Genomic DNA, 17,883 nt, shown 5'->3' with positions numbered 1-17,883 from the left:
GATTCACACCTTTTCGCCAGAGAAGCAAAGATCAGACGATCAGGACAGAAAATGAAGAATGCTTTGATGCTTTCGGGGTTGATGACAGCCCTCTCCAGCCTTCCCGCAATGGCTCAGGAGCTTGAGATTATTGGTAAGCCGGTCGATGGCGGCCTTGGGTTCCAGCCCGCAGCCACCAGTCTGGCGGAAGGAATTCACCGGCTGGATGCCATGATTCTGGTGATCATCACCGTGATCTGCCTGTTCGTTGCCGGTCTGCTGATCTACTGCATCGTGCGCTACAATTCGCGCAACAACCCCGAACCGGCGCGGTTCTCGCACTATACCCCGGTCGAGATCGCGTGGACCTTGGGTCCGATCCTGATACTGGTCTTTATCGGTGCCTTCTCGCTGCCGGTTCTGTTCAATCAGCAGGAAATCCCCGAAGGTGACATCACTATCAAGGTCGTCGGGAACCAGTGGTACTGGACCTACGAATACGTTGATCACGATTTCGCATTCGACAGCTATCTGCTGGGCCATCCGGCCACGTTGGACGAAGGTGCGCGCCCTGCAGATGCGGACGTAACCCCGTTCGTTCTGGATGACGCGATGCGCGCCAAACTGGCCGATGCGGGCTATGGCGAAGACGAATGGCTGCTGGCCACCGACACCGCCGTTGTGGTTCCGGTTGGCAAGGTCATCGTCATGCAGGTTACCGCGTCTGACGTGATCCATTCGTGGACCATCCCGTCCTTCGGGGTAAAGCAGGACGGCGTTCCGGGACGTCTGGCCGAGCTGTGGTTCGAAGCCGAGAAAGAAGGCGTCTATTTCGGCCAGTGTTCCGAATTGTGCGGCAAGGATCACGCTTATATGCCGATCACCGTCAAAGTGGTCAGCGAAGAGGCGTATGAGCAGTGGCTGCAAGGCGCACTGGAAGAATACGCAGGTCAGCCCGCAACCTTCCAGGTTGCGTCCAAGTGATGACCCGCGCGGGCTGACGGCTCGCGCCAAAAACAATGCAGGCTGCGCGGGTTTTGCGCAGCCTTCGCCCCAGAAGGACCGGACATGAGCGACGCAAGCATCAATGCCAGCACAGTAAGCGCCCAATCCCACGCGGATGAGGCCAGCTTTGGCGATTTCTTTGCCTTGCTGAAGCCGCGCGTGATGTCGCTGGTCGTGTTCACCGCTTTGGTCGGACTTCTGGCGGCACCGGTACCTGTTCACCCATTTGTCGGCTTCTGCGCCATCCTGTTCATCGCCATCGGTGGCGGCGCATCCGGCGCTTTGAACATGTGGTGGGACGCCGACATCGACCGCGTGATGAAGCGCACCAAGGGCCGTCCAATCCCCTCTGGCAAGGTTCAGGAAGGTGAGGCGCTGGCAATCGGACTGGCCCTGTCGGGGCTGTCCGTCATCATGCTGGGGCTTGCGACCAACTGGTTTGCGGGTGCATTCCTGGCCTTCACGATCTTTTTCTACGTTGTCGTCTATACGATGTGGCTGAAGCGCTCGACGCCGCAGAACATCGTCATCGGTGGCGCAGCAGGGGCCTTCCCGCCGGTTATCGGCTGGGTTGCTGCAACGGGGTCGATGTCTATCGAGCCGTGGCTGATGTTTGCTCTGACCTTCATGTGGACCCCGCCGCATTTCTGGGCGCTGGCGCTGTTCATGCGCTCGGACTATGACGATGCGGGCGTGCCCATGCTGACCGTTACACATGGTCGCCGTGCGACGCGCTGGCATATCCTTGTCTATACGGCACTTCTGGCCATGCTGGCCGTTGGTACCGCATTCTCAGGTATCGGAGGCCCGATCTATCTGACCGTTGCCGTAGTGTTGAATGCTTTGTTCCTGCGGGGCGCGTGGCAGATCTCGCGCCGCAACGAGGACGACTCTGAAGCCGATAACTTCAAGGTCGAACGCTCGTTCTTCAAGCTGTCGCTGCTGTACCTGTTCCTGCATTTCGGTGCTATTCTGGCCGAAGCGCTGCTGAAACCCTATGGGCTGGGAGGTTGGTCATGAGCCTGCGTAAAAGCCACGAACTGCATCAACGCCGGTTCAGTCGCAACGTTGGCGTCGGCTTGACGTTGGCGGCCTTTATCGTGATCATCTTCGGTCTGACAATCGTCAAGGTTTCGGGCACGGATTTCAACCTGGCCACGCAAGAGGTTCGGAACTGATGGCGTTGACAGGTCCTCGGAAAACGGTTGTGCAGACCGTTGGTGTGGTTGTCCTGATGGGCAGCTTGGCCTGGGCGGCCGTGCCGTTTTACGACTGGTTCTGCCGTGTCACCGGTTTTGGCGGAACCACCGGTGTAGCTGCGACCGCGCCCGAAGACATTCTGGATCGTAAGGTTACCATCCGCTTCGACGCCTCGAAGGCGAAAGGCATGGCATGGGAGTTCAAACCGGTCGAGCGTGAGATGGAAGTGCGCATCGGCGAAACCGGACTGGCCTTTTATGAGGCCTACAACCCGACCGATCGCCCCATCGCAGGACAGGCGTCGTATAACGTGACGCCTTATTCGGCTGGCGGGTATTTCCAGAAAATCGCCTGTTTCTGCTTTGAAGAGCAGGTGCTGCAACCCGGTGAACGTGTTGAGATGCCGGTCACTTTTTTCGTCGACCCGGAAATGGTCGAGGATCTGGAAGCGAAATATGTTCATACGATAACTCTGTCGTATACATTCTACGAAATTGACCTGCCCGAGGGCTACGCTGCCCTTGACGTGCAGGCAGTCACAAACAAGAACTAACGCCTGTAGGTGAGGGACGCTGATGGCACACGCAAAAAACCATGATTATCACATTCTGGCCCCATCGATCTGGCCTCTGATCGGTGCGGTCGGTGGCTTTGTGATGCTGTTCGGAGCCGTCCTGTGGATGCACGGGGTCACCCCGTGGATGTTCTGGGCCGGTCTTATCGCAGTGCTTTACACCATGTTCGCGTGGTGGTCCGAGGTTGTGGTTGAAAGCCGTCAGGGCGATCACACACCGGTTGTGCGCATCGGTCTGCGCTACGGCTTCATCCTGTTCGTGATGTCTGAGGTGATGTTCTTCTTTGCCTGGTTCTGGTCGTTCTTCAAACATCGCATGTATCCGATGTATGACTATGCCGGCACCGAATACATCCAGCCGGATATTCATGCGGTTGACCCGTTCCACCTGCCGCTGATCAACACTCTGGTCCTGCTGCTGTCGGGCTGTGCGATTACCTGGGCGCACCACGCGCTGGTACATGGCAATGACCGCAAGGCGCTGGTGCAGGGGCTGGCCATCGGTATCGCTCTGGGTGTCGCATTCACGGGTCTGCAGGCATTTGAATACTACGAATTGCTGGCGCATGAGGGCTGGAAATTCGGCGGAGATCAGTTCTATTCGAACTTCTTCATGGCGACTGGTTTCCACGGTTTCCACGTGCTCATCGGTACCGTCTTCCTGTCGGTGTGCTTAATCCGGGCGCTCAAGGGTGACTTTACGCCTGAGAAACACGTCGGGTTTGAGGCAGCGGCCTGGTACTGGCACTTCGTGGACGTTGTCTGGTTGTTCCTGTTCTTTGCCGTGTACATCTGGGGTCAAGCGCCGTTGATGTAACGCCGGACGGGCGATCAAAATGCAAAAGCCGCCCAATTGGGGCGGCTTTTTCTCTATCCGGGGCGCATTATTGCGCCCCATACAATTGTGAGGTTGCCTTTCTGCAGGTGCACCCCTTAACAAGACGCCGGCTCTTATAGAGCCATTCGAACAACTCAACCTGGTCCTGATATGCGCCGCATTCTCTTCCTGCTGATCTTTGGCGTTGCCGGCCTGGCGATCCTTGTATCGCTGGGGGTTTGGCAAGTTCAGCGTTTGGCGTGGAAGCAGGGCGTGCTGACCGAGATCGAAAACCGGATTTCTGCCGATCCGGTTGGGTTGCCCGACAGCGTGTCGCCGGACGCTGACAAGTATCTGCCGGTCACGATCACAGGCGAGATGGAGCCGGGTGAGATCCACGTCCTTGTCTCAGTCAAGCAGGTCGGGGCAGGGTACCGGATCATCCAGTCTTTCGGCACGGAAGATCGGACTATTCTGGTGGACCGGGGCTTTGTTCCCGTGACGGCGAAGCAGGATCAAAGGCTGAATGGCCCGATGGAAATCACCGGCAATCTGCACTGGCCGGATGAGATCGACGGGTACACGCCCGCGCCGGATATTGACGAAAATATCTGGTTTGCTCGTGATGTTCCGAACTTGGCCGCAGCGTTGGGGGCTGAGCCGATCTTACTGATCGCCCGGTCGCAAACTGACCCCGGCGTCACACCCTTGCCCGTCTCGGCAACGGGAATTCCGAATGATCACCTGCAATATGCAATCACATGGTTTGGCCTGGCTCTGGTCTGGGCCGTGATGACCGGATATTTTTTGTGGCGCAGCCGCGCCCCTTCTGAGAGTGACGCGACATGAAATACATCTCGACCCGCGGGCAGGCGCCCGAACTGACGTTTGAAGAGGCGATGCTGACCGGATTGGCCCGGGATGGCGGCCTGTATCTGCCTGCTGAAATTCCGGTTATGACACAGGATGAGATCGCAGCGCTGGCGGGTTTGCCCTATGAGGAAATCGCGTTCCGCGTGATGTGGCCCTATGTCAGCGGGTCCTTCGGTGAGGATGAATTCAAAGAGATCATCGCTCGGGCTTATGAAGGCTTCGGCCACGACGCCCGCGCGCCACTGAAGCAGCTGAACGAGAACCACTTCCTGCTGGAGCTGTTCCACGGCCCCACGCTGGCCTTCAAGGATTTTGCCATGCAGTTGATCGGTCAGCTGTTTCAGGTGGCTCTGAACCGGCGCGGAGATCGGGTGACCATTGTGGGCGCGACTAGCGGCGATACCGGCTCGGCTGCCATTGAGGCGTTCCGGGGATTGGATGCGGTGGACGTGTTCATTCTTTTCCCGCATGGCCGCGTGTCCGAAGTGCAGCGTCGTCAGATGACAACACCCGCCGACAGCAACGTGCACGCGCTGGCCGTGGACGGTGACTTCGACGATTGTCAGGCAGCGCTGAAGGACATGTTCAACGATTTCGAGTTCCGCGACGGAGTGAAATTGGCAGGAGTGAACTCGATCAACTTTGCCCGTGTCTTGGCGCAGATCGTTTACTACTTCTCGGCTGCTGTCAGCCTCGGCGCACCGCATCGCAAGGTCAGCTTCACCGTGCCGACCGGCAATTTTGGTGACATCTTTGCGGGCTACCTCGCCAAACGCATGGGCCTGCCGATCGACCGTCTGGTGGTGGCGACCAACCAGAACGACATTCTGCATCGTTGTCTGTCGGGCGAAGGGTATTTCAAGGGTGACACTATCCCCTCGATCAGCCCGTCGATGGATATACAGGTTAGTTCGAACTTTGAACGCGCGCTGTACTATGCCTATGGCGAGGATGGCAGAGCTGTCGCTCAGTTGATGGATGAGCTTAAGAATGGCGGTTTCAATGTAAGCCAGGGCGCGATGGAAGCTCTGCGCGAGAGCTTTGACTCAGGGAGAGCGTCCGAAGACGAAACGCTGGAAACGATAAAATCAACGCTGGATCATAGCGCTGAACTGGTCTGCCCACACACCGCAGTCGGTATCAAGGTCGCCGAAGAATATCGCGCAGCCGATGTCCCTATGATCACCTTGGCCACCGCGCATCCCGCGAAATTTCCGGCCGCGGTGGAGAAGGCGAGCGACATGCATCCGCCTCTTCCCTCTCGCATGTCTGATCTGTATGAACGTCCGGAACGGGTGACCCGCATTGCAAACGATCTGGGTGCCCTTGAGGATCATATCAAAAGGCATATCGCTGAGTGACTGTCAGACAAGACCAACTGAAGAACGGCTTTCGTATCGTCAGTGAACATATGCCGGGGCTGCAATCGGCGGCCATCGGTATCTGGGTAACCGCCGGTGGGCGGCATGAACGGATAGAGCAGAACGGCATCGCGCATTTCCTTGAGCATATGGCGTTCAAGGGAACCGAGCGTCGTTCGGCGCTGCAAATTGCCGAAGCGATTGAGGATGTGGGCGGTTACATCAACGCCTATACCTCGCGCGAGGTGACGGCTTATTATGCGCGCGTTCTGAAAGATGACGTGGCGTTGGCGATGGATGTCATCGGCGATATCGTTCTGAACCCCATCTTCGATCCTCGCGAGATCGAAGTCGAACGGGGTGTGATCCTGCAGGAAATCGGTCAGGCTTATGACACGCCCGACGACGTGATCTTTGACTGGCTGCAAGAGCAGAGCTATCACGATCAACCTTTGGGCCGGACCATTCTGGGACCGACCGAACGGGTCAGCGCGTTCTCGCGCGAGGATCTGTCGGGGTTTGTCGCCGAACATTATGGGCCCGAGCAGATGATTCTGTCCGCCGCTGGTGCTGTGGATCATGATGCGCTGATGAAAACGGCTGAGGCGCTGTTTGGGCATCTGCAACCGCGCAAGGGGCTGATCCCTGAAACTGCCCGTTTTACCGGCGGCGAAGCGCGGCAGGAGAAAGAACTGGAACAAGCGCATTTCGCGTTGGCATTGGAAAGCCCAGGCTATCGCGACGATGCGATTTACACGGCGCAGATTTATTCGACGGCGCTTGGCGGGGGCATGTCCTCGCGGCTGTTTCAGGAGGTGCGCGAAACGCGTGGGCTTTGCTATACGATTTTTGCGCAGACCGGAGCGTATGCCGATACCGGTACGACGACGATTTACGCGGGAACCTCGGCGGATCAGGTCGCGGAACTCGCCACCATTACGATTGATGAGATGAAGCGCGCCGCCGAAGACATGAGCGCCGAGGAGGTTGCGCGCGCTCGGGCGCAGATGAAAGCCGGTATGCTGATGGGGCTGGAAAGCCCTTCGAACCGGGCTGAACGTCTGGCGCGTCTGGTGCAAATTTGGGGCAATGTACCCTCGCTTGAAGATACAGTAGCCAAGATCGACGCCGTCAGCACCGAGGATGTGCGTGTATTCGCCGAGCAAATGGCCGTGCAGGCTCCGGCAGCGCTGGCGCTATATGGCCCGGTCTCGGGTGCGCCAACCCTGTCAGAATTGCAGGAGAGGCGTGCGGCGTGATGCTGTTGGGCAGACGCAAGCTGAAACTCGAAACCGAGCGCCTGAGCCTGCGCCCGCCTGTGCATTCCGATTTCAACGATTGGGCGGCGCTGCGGCGCGCGTCCCGGGACTATCTGACCCCGTGGGAGCCGGTCTGGGCCAAGGATCACCTGAGCAGAAAGTCGTTTACGAACCGCGTCTACTGGGCGCAGCGTTCGGTTTCGGGGGGGACCGCAATCCCCCTGTTTTTGTTCCGGCGCACGGACGATGTACTTCTGGGTGCCATCACGCTGGACAATGTCCGCCGCGGCCCTGCGCAGGCGGGGACTCTGGGGTATTGGACGGGGCTGTCTTTTGCACGTCAGGGCTATATGCGCGAGGCTATAGGCGCCGTCGTTCATCACGCCTTTACCCGGTTGGACCTGAGCCGGATTGAGGCGGCGTGCCTGCCGGAAAACAAGCCCTCGCGCGGGTTGCTGGAAAGCTCGGGCTTCAAATACGAGGGCGTCGCGCAATCGTACCTGCAGATCAACGGGCGGTGGCGGACGCATGTGCTGTATGCCAGCTTGCGCTCAGACCGGCGCGGAAAGACCGACGCGGGGTAGGTCGATGGCGCGGGCAAAACAGCCAATGATCTGGGTCAGTGATGCGATGGTGAGCGTTTCAAGCATCAAAGGGTTTGAGGCAGACATTGTCCTGAGGGATATGGAACGCGCTGTTGAAGCTATGAAGCGAAACAGACTTGGAGAACCGCAGTCAGAAGACTGTTTCCCGAAAGAAATGTACGCGAAGTACAACGACAAAAAGGAAAAGAAGCAGCCTGATTTCTTTATGGCTGGAGGTCTGTGGACGGTGTCTTCCGCGTGTGCAGCGGTTCTGCACCAGTTTGATCTCGGTGAAGGCAATCTCTACCCTGTCAAACTTTTTCAGCATGATCGTACCACGCCGGTTGAAGGCGAGTATTTCTGTTTGAACTTCGGTGCGCAAAAAACGGCCGTTCTGACAGATCAATCTCCGCGCATAACAAAGCCATACCCAAACTATGCTATCTGGCAGCCGCCTGGGGCAATGCAAGACAAGGATATTGCGGTCAGCGCTTCGGCCTTGGTTGGTCCTGACATCTGGATAGACACACAAATGCGCCACGCGTTTTTTGTGAGTGATCCGTTGGCACAAGCGTTGCGTGCGGCGAAAATCTCACGCTCGTTCAAGCTGCGGAAGTGCATCGTTCTCTGATCTGCTTCGTGAAGACCAAACCGTGATCTCACTAACGCGATATCTGCGGACGTGACTTACCTGTGTTCTGCGCTACACTTCCCCCATGCGCTGGGTTGGTGTGGCATTGATGGTGATCTCGGGCGGGGCTGCGGCGCAGGAACGGCGGCCAAGTCATTGCATCGCAATTGCGGATGCTGCGCCGGGGATCGAGTATCTTCACAAAGCCGCCTGGCAGGACCCGGTGCCTGAGTTTTCGGTCAGGATCAGCTATATTGCCCATGCGTCTTTCCTGATCCAGACCCAAGGCGGGTTGAATGCGGTGACGGATTTCACTGGATTTATCGGCAGTGCGGATCTGATCCCGGACGTGGTGACGATGAACCACGCTCACAGCACCCATTGGACGGCCCATCCGGACCCTGCGATCCCGAATGTGTTGCCGGGGTGGGGGGAGTTCGGGCTAGGGATCGAACACTATCTTGATCTGGGCGAGATGCTGGTGCGGAATGTCTCGACCGATATCCGATCCTCGTATGGCGGTTATGAAGAGCGCGGCAATTCGATCTTTGTGTTCGAGGTTGAGGGTTTGTGCATCGGTCATCTGGGGCACTTGCATCACGTGCCATCGGATGAACAATTTGCGGCTTTGGGGCGTTTGGACGTTGTGATGGCCGCTGTAGATGGCGGAACGACGATGCCCTTGCCGGAAATGATCACGGTACTGAAGCGGCTGAAAAGCTCGGTCATCATTCCGATGCACTGGTTCTCCAGCTTTTCACTGGACCGGTTTCTGGTCGATATCCGCAATGATTTTCCCGTCGAACGAAAAGGCGTGTCGGAAATTATCGTGTCCTTGCGTACGCTACCTGATCGTCCGACTGTCGTGGTGCTGGAACCGCAATACCTCATCGAATTGGAATAAGGCTTGTCGGGACCTCGCGACTTGGGCAAGGAATGGGTATGAAACTGAACCCGGCCGATGACACATTTGCCCAGTCTATTCGCGCTGCGATGGGCGATGATGTTCTGCACCCCGTCGAGGAACGATATCTGGAAGAGCCGCGCCGCAGGTTTGCAGGTCATGTGGGCGTTCTGGCGCGACCGAGGTCGGTAGAACAGGTTTCGACGCTTGTTCGGCTTGCATCGGATGCGTTGGTTCCTGTCGTACCTTATGGTGGTGGTACCGGGCTGGTCGGCGGGCAAGTGATGGTCGAAGGTCCGGCCCCTTTACTGATTTCGCTGGAACGTATGTCAGCCATCCGGACGGTTTATCCGACCGAGAACGTTCTGATCGCCGAGGCCGGTGCCATTTTAGCCGATGTTCAGGCTGCTGCAGAAGGGGCGGATCGGTTGTTCCCCCTTGCGCTGGCCGCGCAGGGATCGTGTCGGATCGGTGGCAATCTTGCGACGAACGCAGGTGGGGTCAATGTCCTGCGCTACGGCAATGCGCGCGATTTGTGTTTGGGGCTTGAGGCGGTTTTGCCGAATGGCGAGATCTGGCACGGCCTCAGCCGGTTGCGCAAGGACAATACCGGGTACGATCTGCGAAATCTGCTGATCGGGTCCGAAGGTACGCTGGGTATCATAACCGCGGCGTCTTTGAAACTGTCCCCGCGCCCGGGAGAAACCGGCACAGCGATGTTTCAGGTGGCCTCGCCCGAAGCTGCCATTGATCTGCTGGCGATGGTGCGCGATCAGGTGGGCGAGGGGGTCAGCACCTTTGAGCTGATCCACAAGCAAGGTCTGCAGTTCCTGGCAGAGGTTTTGCCCGATATCCGTCAGCCGTTTGACGTCCAGCCTGAATGGATGGTCCTTATTGAGTTGGGCCTTTCCGGCGGTGCGTCACCGTCAGATGCGCTGATGGCGCTGTTCGAAACAGCGGACGCGCGTGGACTTGTCGGTGATGCGGTTATTGCCCAAAGCGAAGCACAACGAATGGAACTTTGGGCCGTGCGTGAACAGATCCCCGAGGCAAACCGGTTGATTGGATCTGTCTCGAGTCACGATATCTCCGTCCCGATCTCGGAGATCCCCGAGTTTATTCGGCGTGGGTTAGAAATGGTGAATGCGTTGGGGACATTTCGCATCAACTGCTTTGGACATTTAGGAGACGGTAACCTGCACTACAATGTGTTCCCGCCACAGGGGCATAACCGTGCGGAGTATGATGCACAGCGGGCAAAGATCAAAGGCGCGGTGCATGATCTGGTGCATGAATTCGGCGGCTCGATCAGCGCTGAACATGGTATAGGTCGTTTAAAAACGGATGATCTTGAGCACTATGGCGACCCTGTGAAGCTGTCTGCGATGCGTGCGATAAAAGCCGCTCTTGATCCCAAGGGGATCATGAACCCCGGGGCCGTGCTGAAGGTGTAGGCGCGGCCAATTTCGGATCGGCCGCGCGCTGAACTTACGATTCCGGTAGAATAACCTTGTCAATCACATGGATGACGCCGTTCGACGTTTCGATATCTGCCTGCACAACGTTGGCGTCGTTGACCATCACGCCGTTGTCCAGGTCGATCTTGATGTCTCCGCCTTGAACGGTTGCGGCTATCATGTCATCGGACAGATCGCCTGACATCACTTTGCCGGGTACTACATGATAGGTCAGGATGGCGACCAGCTGATCCTTGTTCTCGGGCTTTAGCAGGGTCTCGACTGTGCCTTCGGGCAAGGCCGCGAACGCCTCATCCGTGGGGGCGAAGACGGTGAATGGGCCTTCACCTTTCAGCGTATCGACCAGTTCTGCTGCCTGGACGGCTGCGACAAGGGTTTCAAAGCTGCCTGCACCGACAGCGGTGTCGACGATATCTTTGGAGTGGCCATCAGCATAAGCCGTCGCTGACACGAGAATGCTTGCGACACCGGCAATTGCAAATTTGCGAAACATGATATGAATTCCCTTGTTGGAATGCCCTTGGTGGCATCAACAGGGGTACGCGGCATCATCGAGCAGAGATCACTGAATGTGTCGATAAGTTCAGGTTGATCGCGAAGAAAACCGCGCTAAGCCAGCGCGGTTTCGAATTTCCACTCACGTTTTTGTGATCGCGAGGATTGTTAAAGGCCTTCAAATTCGCACAGGACGTGGACATCCATGCCCATATCCTCCAAAGCTTTGCGGCCTCCCAGTTCGGGCAGGTCGATAATGAATGAGCACGAGACGATTTCGCCACCCAAACGCTCGATCAGTTTGATGCCTGCGGCGGCGGTGCCACCGGTCGCCAGCAGATCGTCAACGACGAGGATTTTTTCACCCGGCTGGATGGCGTCATCGTGAATTTCGACAATCGCCTCACCGTATTCAAGTTTGTAGTCTTGGCTGATCGTGGTTCCCGGTAACTTGCCCTTTTTCCGGATTGGCACAAAACCGACGCTTAACTGATGTGCAATAGCCCCGCCAAGGATGAACCCGCGCGCCTCAAGGCCAACGACCTTGTCAATTTGTTCGCCGGCATAGGGGTGCAACATCTGGTCAATCGCTATGCGAAACCCGCGCGGGTCGGCGAACAGGGTTGTTACATCCCGGAACATGATCCCTTCATGCGGGAAATCCACGATGGTCCGAATGTAATCCTTGACCGACTTGTTCCTGGACATGGCCACCCCTCTGACGTCAAAACACGCTGGGTTGTTTGGCCCATCGGTGACAGTCATGCAAGGAAAGATTGCTGTCACCGTGCCTGCGACGTTTTCGGGTTGATTTCGGTGGTCCGTGATTGCGGTACGGTGCGGAAGGCAAAAACGGCTGCTGCGGATTGCGCCACTTTCGGGGATCTTTCAAGAGAAACGCCAGAGCGGAAGTGAAGGTTCATTGCCATTGACCTCAATTGTTGTTAGGTGCTCGCGAATTACAAATTCTATGCAGTGTATATACAAATAATAGCCTGTAGGGCGGGAATTTTGATGGGAACAGGGCGCGTGACAACAAAAGACGGCAAGGTCTCAACCAAGAAAAACAGTCAGTTGGTCCTGCGTCTGGATAAGGACGAACGGGACGCCTTTGTTGAGTTGTGCAGAGAGCTGGACACATCAGCCGCAAGGGAAATCCGGCGTTTCATACGCGGGTTCATGAAGGAACACGCAGAGGATTAGGCCCTCAGGCCGGTCGGCGCAAAACAGCCGTGGCCACGCCCATCCCGATCAAAGTCACCCCTCCGAACCGGGTCATTGCAGTGATGACGCCTGAACGGCCGATCATTTGGCGTAAGCGGTCTGCCAGCAGGGTGTAGGCCAGTGAATTCAGCCAAGCCAGCCCGACGAAGGTTGCGATCAGGATGGCGAATTGCGGCCCAAGCGGATCAGCCGGACGCAGAAACTGTGGAACGAAGGCGATAAAGAACGCGATGGATTTCGGGTTTAACGCGGTGACAGCGGCGGCATGTCCAAAGACGCTGCGGGCGGTGACATCGCGCCCGGTGTCCACAGTCTCAAGTCCACCTGATGGCGCGCTGCGCAACAGCTTAACACCCAACCAGACCAAATAGGCGGCGCCGACCCATTTGAGGATCATAAACAAGGTGGCAGACGCCAGAACCAGCGCGCCCAGTCCCAACAATGAGGCCGTCATAGCCACCAGATCTCCAACAGCTACACCCGTCGCTGATGCCACAGCCACACTGCGCCCTTTGGACAGGGCATAGCTAAGCACCAGCAAAACCGTGGGGCCTGGGATTAGCAGAAGGGCAGTGGATGCAGCGACAAAGGTGAGCCATAGATCAAGAGACATCAGAAATCCTGTGAATGCGTTCCCCGCAGCAAGCCCGGACCGGCGTGCAAGGTCAAGCCCCGCGTGGCTGTGTTGTCAGACGCATCACGGCTTCCAGTGGGCCGCGTTTGAACTTGCGAAACCACAGAAGGGCGAAAGCTGAGGACGCCGCGCAGAATACAATAGCGTAGCCCACGATCTGTGGGGCGTTCAGTGACCCGTTCAGCAACCCGGCTTCTTCCAGCATGCCCATGCCGATCAGGATGTGCGCCATATAGAGCGTCAGGCTCTGACGGCCGGGTGCGATCAGGACAGGGCCGAGGCGCAGCTTTTCGACCTTCGGCCACAGCTTCAGTAGCAATCCGATCACTACGCACGCCGACCCTGTCCCGGCAATGATGTAGAACGGCCCCGGAGGAATGGACTCTGTCCCCAAATAGGCCGCCAAATCTGGATCCGACGCCAGCATCTGTGGGAACAGGGCAAATACGGCGCCTCCGAACCCCCACATGATCAGCCGGTGTTGAATACAGATCGTGTGCAGCTCTGCCCGTCCAACGGCCATTCCGATCAACAGGAACGCGGCCCAGGGAAGAACCGGGTGCCAGCCGTTGAAGAAGAGATTGCGCAAGAAGCCGGGTAGGGTCCAAAGGTCGGTGTATGTCAGCGTGTTCCAGTCCCAGCCAAGGTCGTAGTTGAAGATCGAGATGGCAAGGACGGCCAGCGCCACCACTCCGATGGACCCCAGCCACAACGCACCTGCCGGGGCCGCCAGGAAAGCCGCACCAACAACGAAGTACACGGCGTAGAAATGCAGTATATCCGCGTCAAATACAGTCATGTTGATCAGACCGAGGACGAACAGAAACACTGCTCGCCGCAGCAATACCGAGGCTGACACAGAAGACAATCCAATTCCAATACCGGCCAGGATGACAAACAATGCAGCCGCGCGGCCTTCGAGCATGTCGATCAGGATCGAGGCCCAGTCATTGCCAGGGGCAACCTGGGCGGCAATGCGGAAATTCACCAGAACCATTCCGCAAAATGCCAGAAACCGGGCCGCGTCCAATGCCTCAAGTCGCTTCATGCTTTCCCTCTGTCTTGTCAGTGTTTTGACACCGCCATGTGGCCCACACATCGGAGCGATACGGACGTTTTTTCAAGATGTTGAGCAAAAAAGAACTGGGGCCGTGCAACACGGCAACAAGTTTAAAGATTGGATTAAGTGTGCCCCGGGCGGCTTGAATTGGTTCCCTGTGTCACCGACCTTGGACAGGACACAACGCTTCGGAGAGGCCGATGGTTCAAACTGATCACACATCCACAGGCGCGATACCTGAGCGCAACCACTCGCGGCTTGCCCGCGTAAAGGGCGCGCTGATCCTTTTGGTTCCGGTCCTCGCAGTGATCTACGCCGGAATTGTGGGGTATATGTATGTGAACCAGCAATCGCTGTTGTTCAAACCGGACGGAGAATTGCCAGCGCCCAACTCGGTAGGGTTGGCTGATGTGGATTCGGTATCTCTCACGATGTCCGATGGCGTCACGCTGACCGCGTGGTCTGCCCCGCCTGCAATAGAGGGCGCGCCGACAGTTTTGTTCTTTCATGGTCAAACCGGCAATCTGGGCGATCGGGCCGACCGGATGAGGGAAATCCTCAACAGCGGTCTCGGACTTCTGGCCCCCAGCTATCGCGGCTATCCGGGCAGCGATGGCGAACCGTCCGAAGTGGCGCTGATATCCGACGGCATCCAGATTTATGACCAGTTGGATCGCCAAGGCGCGGAAATTGTGCTGCACGGTCAGAGCCTTGGAACTGCTGTGGCTGCAGCAGTGGCCGAACAGCGCCCGAATGCGCAGCTATTGGTGCTGGAGGCACCCTTTACGGCGACCGTGGACGTTGCTGCGGAAAGATACCCCTGGCTACCTGTTCATGCCCTGATGCGCGATCAGTTCGCGACCCGCGATCTGATCGCGAATGTAACGGTTCCAACGCTGATCTTCCACGGGACCGAAGACGAAACGGTCCCGTTGCATCATGGTGAGGCATTGGCGGCGATGGCAGGGGATACTGCGCAACTGCACGTCATATCAGACGGCACCCACAACGACCTCTGGTCGCATGGGCTATGGGATCAGGTTCAGCAGTCGCTGCCATCAAACTGAGTTTGCTGGTCAGAGAATCCGACCAGCAACAGCGTCCAGTTTTTCCAGCAAGGCGGGGTCGCGCTTTTCCGGTGCGGTCAGTATGGCAAATTCCAGTGCTCGGTCGCAGCCGTGTGGGCAGGGCGCGCGTTCCGCCCCCAGCAGGCCCGGCAGGCCCTTGACCAAGGCACGTCCTTTCTCGGCGTTGCCTGTCAGCGTGGCGATGATGGCGTTAACGTCCACCTCGCCGTGATCCGGGTGCCAACTGTCGTAATCGGTGACCATGGCGATCGAGGCGTAGCAAAGCTCGGCCTCGCGGGCGAGTTTGGCTTCGGGCATGTTCGTCATCCCGATCACGTCACAGCCCCACTGTTCGCGGTACATCTTGGATTCCGCTAGCGTCGAGAATTGTGGCCCCTCCATCGCCAGATAGGTTCCGCCACGATGGATGGTGATCCCGGCTGCCTTGCCTGCGGTCTCACAGGCATCGGACAGGCGCGGGCAGGTTGGATGAGCTACGCTGACATGGGCCACGCAGCCGGTCCCGAAAAAGCTTTTTTCGCGCGCAAAGGTCCGGTCGATGAATTGATCGACGATCACGAAATCACCCGGTGCCATGTGTTCGCGGAACGAACCGCAGGCCGAGACTGAGATTACGTCGGTCACACCAAGCCGTTTCAATGCGTCGATATTGGCGCGATAAGGCACGTCGGTCGGGGAATGCACGTGACCGCGCCCGTGGCGGGGCAAAAAGGCCATGTCCACGCCATTCAGCGATCCGGTCAGAATTTGGTCCGAGGGGTCGCCCCATGGTGTCTCAACGGTGACCCATTCCGCATTTTCCAAACCGTCGATATCGTAAATGCCTGATCCACCGATGATTGCGATTTTGGTCTGGGTCATGGCTGCTCTCCGTGAAAAACTGTTGAAAGAGTTCTGCTTGGCGACCGCTGGTTTGGCAAGTGGCTTCAAGGGTTTGTGTATGCCGCCTGCAAGCTATGCGCTTTACGCATATCAGGGTCCCGCTGGGTGCAGTATCTAATGTCAGGCATGACAGGTAAAAGGCCCCTTTCGCGCGAACAAACAAACCCACAGGACGTCTCATGCCCCGAGCCATGCTGGCAAGCTTTGCCAATCGTATAGCTAAACCCGATCTCCGCTGGATGCCGGATGAGGGGCTGACCGTCTCGCGCCTGCGGATCGAGCTTTTGTCCGGTCTGACTGTGGCGCTTGCGCTGGTGCCCGAAGCTGTGGCGTTTGCCTTTGTTGCGGGTGTGCATCCCTTGGTTGGGCTGTATGCCGCATTCATGGTTGGCCTGATTACCGCGTTGATCGGCGGACGTCCGGGCATGATATCAGGCGCAACCGGCGCTCTGGCTGTTGTCATGGTGGCGTTGGTGGCCGAACACGGAGTGGAATACCTGTTCGCCACGGTGGTTCTGATGGGTATTTTGCAGGTCATTGCAGGCGCGATGCACTGGGGCCGGTTCATCCGACTGGTGCCGCATCCGGTGATGCTGGGGTTTGTGAATGGTCTGGCCATCGTGATTTTCTTGGCGCAGATGGGTCAATTCAAGGTGCCCGGCACCATGGAAAACACCGGCCACGGTGTGGGTGGCGGCGAATGGCTTTCTGGTCTGCAGCTTTATACCATGCTGGGCTTGGTTGCCCTGACCATGGCAGTCATCTGGATCATGCCGCGGATCACACGCATCGTCCCCGCGCCGCTGGCCGGGATCGTTGTAGTTGCCGCGTTGGTGATCGGTTTTGGGCTAGATGTGCCGCGCGTTGGCGATCTGGCCTCGATCGAGGGTGGTCTGCCTCAATTCCACATCCCGATGGTGCCGCTGAACTGGCAAACCTTTGAGATCATTCTGCCTTACGCCGTCATTCTGGCCGCCATTGGTTTAATCGAATCCCTTTTGACCCTGAACCTTGTTGGTGAGATCACCGGCAAACGCGGAGGTGCCTCGCAGGAGTGTATCGCGCAGGGTGTTTCCAACGTGGCCACTGGTTTCTTTGGGGGCATGGGCGGCTGCGCCATGATCGGTCAGTCGATGATCAACGTGAAGTCCGGCGGTCGTACCCGTATCGCCGGCATTGCTGCGGCCCTGTTCCTGCTGATCTTTATCCTGTTTGCCTCACCTTTGATCGAGCAGATCCCACTGGCCGCGCTGGTTGGTGTAATGTTTATGGTGGTGATTGGCACCTTCGCTTGGAACTCGTTCAAGATCATGCGCAAAGTTCCTCTGATGGATGCGTTTGTCATCGTTCTGGTGACGGTCGTGACCGTAATGGAAGACCTTGCGGTTGCCGTCGTTGTTGGCGTGATCGTCTCTGCACTGGCCTATGCTTGGAACAACGCCAAGCGCATCCACGCTGTCACGCGAGATTCGGCCACAGAGCAGGGCGCAAAAGTCTATGAGATCCAAGGGCCGCTGTTCTTTGGCTCATCCGATGGTTTTATCGAACTCTTCGACGTGCCGAATGACCCCGACACCGTGATCGTAGACTTTGCAGAAAGCCGCGTCGTGGACCAATCCGCGCTGCAGGCCATAGAAAACATCGCCGCCAAGTACGAGGCCGCGGGCAAGCGCGTCATGCTGCGCCACCTCAGCCGTGATTGCCACAAGCTGCTGAACAAGGCAGGTCACCTGATGGTCGACAGCGACGATGACCCGGATTACGAACTGGCGGTGGATTACTCGGTTCGTACCGGAATTCTGGGCGGTCACTAATTGAAAAAGGCGGTCGAGATG

At 57.6% G+C, this 17,883-nt stretch carries 20 protein-coding genes; 15 read left to right on the top strand and 5 right to left on the bottom strand.

The features are described from left to right. Positions 1-51: 51 nt before the first annotated feature. From coxB to GOW16_RS15650, 12 genes are all read left to right on the top strand, one after another. Positions 52-963, top strand: a complete 912-nt coding sequence (gene coxB / locus GOW16_RS15705; RefSeq protein ID WP_170416687.1) for a cytochrome c oxidase subunit II — start codon at positions 52-54, stop codon at positions 961-963. Positions 964-1,047: 84 nt separating this feature from the next. Continuing rightward, positions 1,048-2,004, top strand: a complete 957-nt coding sequence (gene cyoE / locus GOW16_RS15700) for a heme o synthase (RefSeq protein ID WP_170416685.1) — start codon at positions 1,048-1,050, stop codon at positions 2,002-2,004. Further along, on the top strand, positions 2,001-2,162 hold the full coding sequence (locus tag GOW16_RS15695; RefSeq protein WP_170416683.1) for a hypothetical protein: 162 nt from the start codon (positions 2,001-2,003) through the stop codon (positions 2,160-2,162). Before cyoE ends, GOW16_RS15695 begins: the two co-directional genes overlap by 4 nt. Further along, positions 2,162-2,737: a cytochrome c oxidase assembly protein gene (locus tag GOW16_RS15690; protein WP_170416681.1), complete on the top strand. Its 576-nt coding sequence runs from the start codon at positions 2,162-2,164 to the stop codon at positions 2,735-2,737. Before GOW16_RS15695 ends, GOW16_RS15690 begins: the two co-directional genes overlap by 1 nt. A gap of 22 nt (positions 2,738-2,759) precedes the next feature. Next, complete coding sequence (locus tag GOW16_RS15685; protein WP_170416679.1) at positions 2,760-3,575, top strand: cytochrome c oxidase subunit 3; 816 nt, start codon at positions 2,760-2,762, stop codon at positions 3,573-3,575. Between the two features lie 171 nt (positions 3,576-3,746). After that, positions 3,747-4,424 carry an SURF1 family protein gene (locus GOW16_RS15680; RefSeq protein WP_170416677.1) on the top strand — a complete coding sequence of 226 codons (678 nt, stop codon included), beginning with the start codon at positions 3,747-3,749 and terminating at the stop codon, positions 4,422-4,424. Beyond that, positions 4,421-5,809: a threonine synthase gene (gene thrC, locus GOW16_RS15675; RefSeq protein WP_170416675.1), complete on the top strand. Its 1,389-nt coding sequence runs from the start codon at positions 4,421-4,423 to the stop codon at positions 5,807-5,809. Before GOW16_RS15680 ends, thrC begins: the two co-directional genes overlap by 4 nt. Beyond that, complete coding sequence (locus GOW16_RS15670; protein WP_170416672.1) at positions 5,806-7,068, top strand: M16 family metallopeptidase; 1,263 nt, start codon at positions 5,806-5,808, stop codon at positions 7,066-7,068. Before thrC ends, GOW16_RS15670 begins: the two co-directional genes overlap by 4 nt. After that, complete coding sequence (locus GOW16_RS15665) at positions 7,068-7,652, top strand: GNAT family N-acetyltransferase (RefSeq protein WP_170416670.1); 585 nt, start codon at positions 7,068-7,070, stop codon at positions 7,650-7,652. The genes GOW16_RS15670 and GOW16_RS15665 overlap by 1 nt, the downstream gene beginning before the upstream one ends. A gap of 4 nt (positions 7,653-7,656) precedes the next feature. Continuing rightward, the gene (locus tag GOW16_RS15660; protein ID WP_170416668.1) at positions 7,657-8,283 is read left to right on the top strand and encodes a hypothetical protein; all 627 of its coding nucleotides are present in this window, start codon (positions 7,657-7,659) and stop codon (positions 8,281-8,283) included. An 85-nt stretch (positions 8,284-8,368) separates the two neighbouring features. Continuing rightward, the gene (locus GOW16_RS15655; RefSeq protein WP_170416666.1) at positions 8,369-9,187 is read left to right on the top strand and encodes an MBL fold metallo-hydrolase; all 819 of its coding nucleotides are present in this window, start codon (positions 8,369-8,371) and stop codon (positions 9,185-9,187) included. 38 nt (positions 9,188-9,225) lie between these two features. Beyond that, positions 9,226-10,641 (top strand): FAD-binding oxidoreductase, encoded by a 1,416-nt coding sequence (locus GOW16_RS15650; protein WP_170416664.1) that lies wholly within the window; start codon positions 9,226-9,228, stop codon positions 10,639-10,641. A 34-nt stretch (positions 10,642-10,675) separates the two neighbouring features. On the opposite strand, the gene GOW16_RS15645 is transcribed toward GOW16_RS15650, so the two are convergent. After that, complete coding sequence (locus GOW16_RS15645; RefSeq protein WP_170416662.1) at positions 10,676-11,158, bottom strand: fasciclin domain-containing protein; 483 nt, start codon at positions 11,156-11,158, stop codon at positions 10,676-10,678. Between the two features lie 170 nt (positions 11,159-11,328). Next, positions 11,329-11,868 carry an adenine phosphoribosyltransferase gene (locus tag GOW16_RS15640; protein WP_170416660.1) on the bottom strand — a complete coding sequence of 180 codons (540 nt, stop codon included), beginning with the start codon at positions 11,866-11,868 and terminating at the stop codon, positions 11,329-11,331. Between the two features lie 321 nt (positions 11,869-12,189). On the opposite strand from GOW16_RS15640, the gene GOW16_RS15635 reads away from it, so the two are divergent. Then, the gene (locus GOW16_RS15635; protein ID WP_254429820.1) at positions 12,190-12,363 is read left to right on the top strand and encodes a hypothetical protein; all 174 of its coding nucleotides are present in this window, start codon (positions 12,190-12,192) and stop codon (positions 12,361-12,363) included. Positions 12,364-12,367: 4 nt separating this feature from the next. Here the strand turns inward: GOW16_RS15635 and GOW16_RS15630 are convergent, their stop codons facing one another. Together GOW16_RS15630 and GOW16_RS15625 are read right to left on the bottom strand one after the other, a co-directional pair. Next, a complete protein-coding gene (locus tag GOW16_RS15630; protein WP_170416656.1) occupies positions 12,368-12,997 on the bottom strand; it encodes a LysE family translocator in 630 nt (209 codons plus the stop codon). Positions 12,998-13,049: 52 nt separating this feature from the next. Beyond that, positions 13,050-14,066: a DUF418 domain-containing protein gene (locus GOW16_RS15625; RefSeq protein ID WP_170416654.1), complete on the bottom strand. Its 1,017-nt coding sequence runs from the start codon at positions 14,064-14,066 to the stop codon at positions 13,050-13,052. Between the two features lie 212 nt (positions 14,067-14,278). On the opposite strand from GOW16_RS15625, the gene GOW16_RS15620 reads away from it, so the two are divergent. Beyond that, positions 14,279-15,145 carry an alpha/beta hydrolase gene (locus tag GOW16_RS15620; protein ID WP_170416652.1) on the top strand — a complete coding sequence of 289 codons (867 nt, stop codon included), beginning with the start codon at positions 14,279-14,281 and terminating at the stop codon, positions 15,143-15,145. 9 nt (positions 15,146-15,154) lie between these two features. Here GOW16_RS15620 and GOW16_RS15615 read toward each other — a convergent pair whose 3' ends face one another. Then, positions 15,155-16,027, bottom strand: coding sequence for an S-methyl-5'-thioadenosine phosphorylase (locus GOW16_RS15615; protein WP_170416650.1), 873 nt, complete (start codon positions 16,025-16,027; stop codon positions 15,155-15,157). Between the two features lie 200 nt (positions 16,028-16,227). Here GOW16_RS15615 and GOW16_RS15610 point away from each other — a divergent pair, with 200 nt between their 5' ends. Further along, a complete protein-coding gene (locus GOW16_RS15610) occupies positions 16,228-17,862 on the top strand; it encodes a SulP family inorganic anion transporter (protein ID WP_170416648.1) in 1,635 nt (544 codons plus the stop codon). The last annotated feature ends 21 nt before the right edge of the window (positions 17,863-17,883 follow it).

The sequence above is a fragment of the Ruegeria atlantica genome (assembly GCF_013033965.1).
GTDB lineage: Bacteria > Pseudomonadota > Alphaproteobacteria > Rhodobacterales > Rhodobacteraceae > Ruegeria > Ruegeria atlantica_D.
This window is presented reverse-complemented; position numbering and strand designations above follow the sequence as displayed.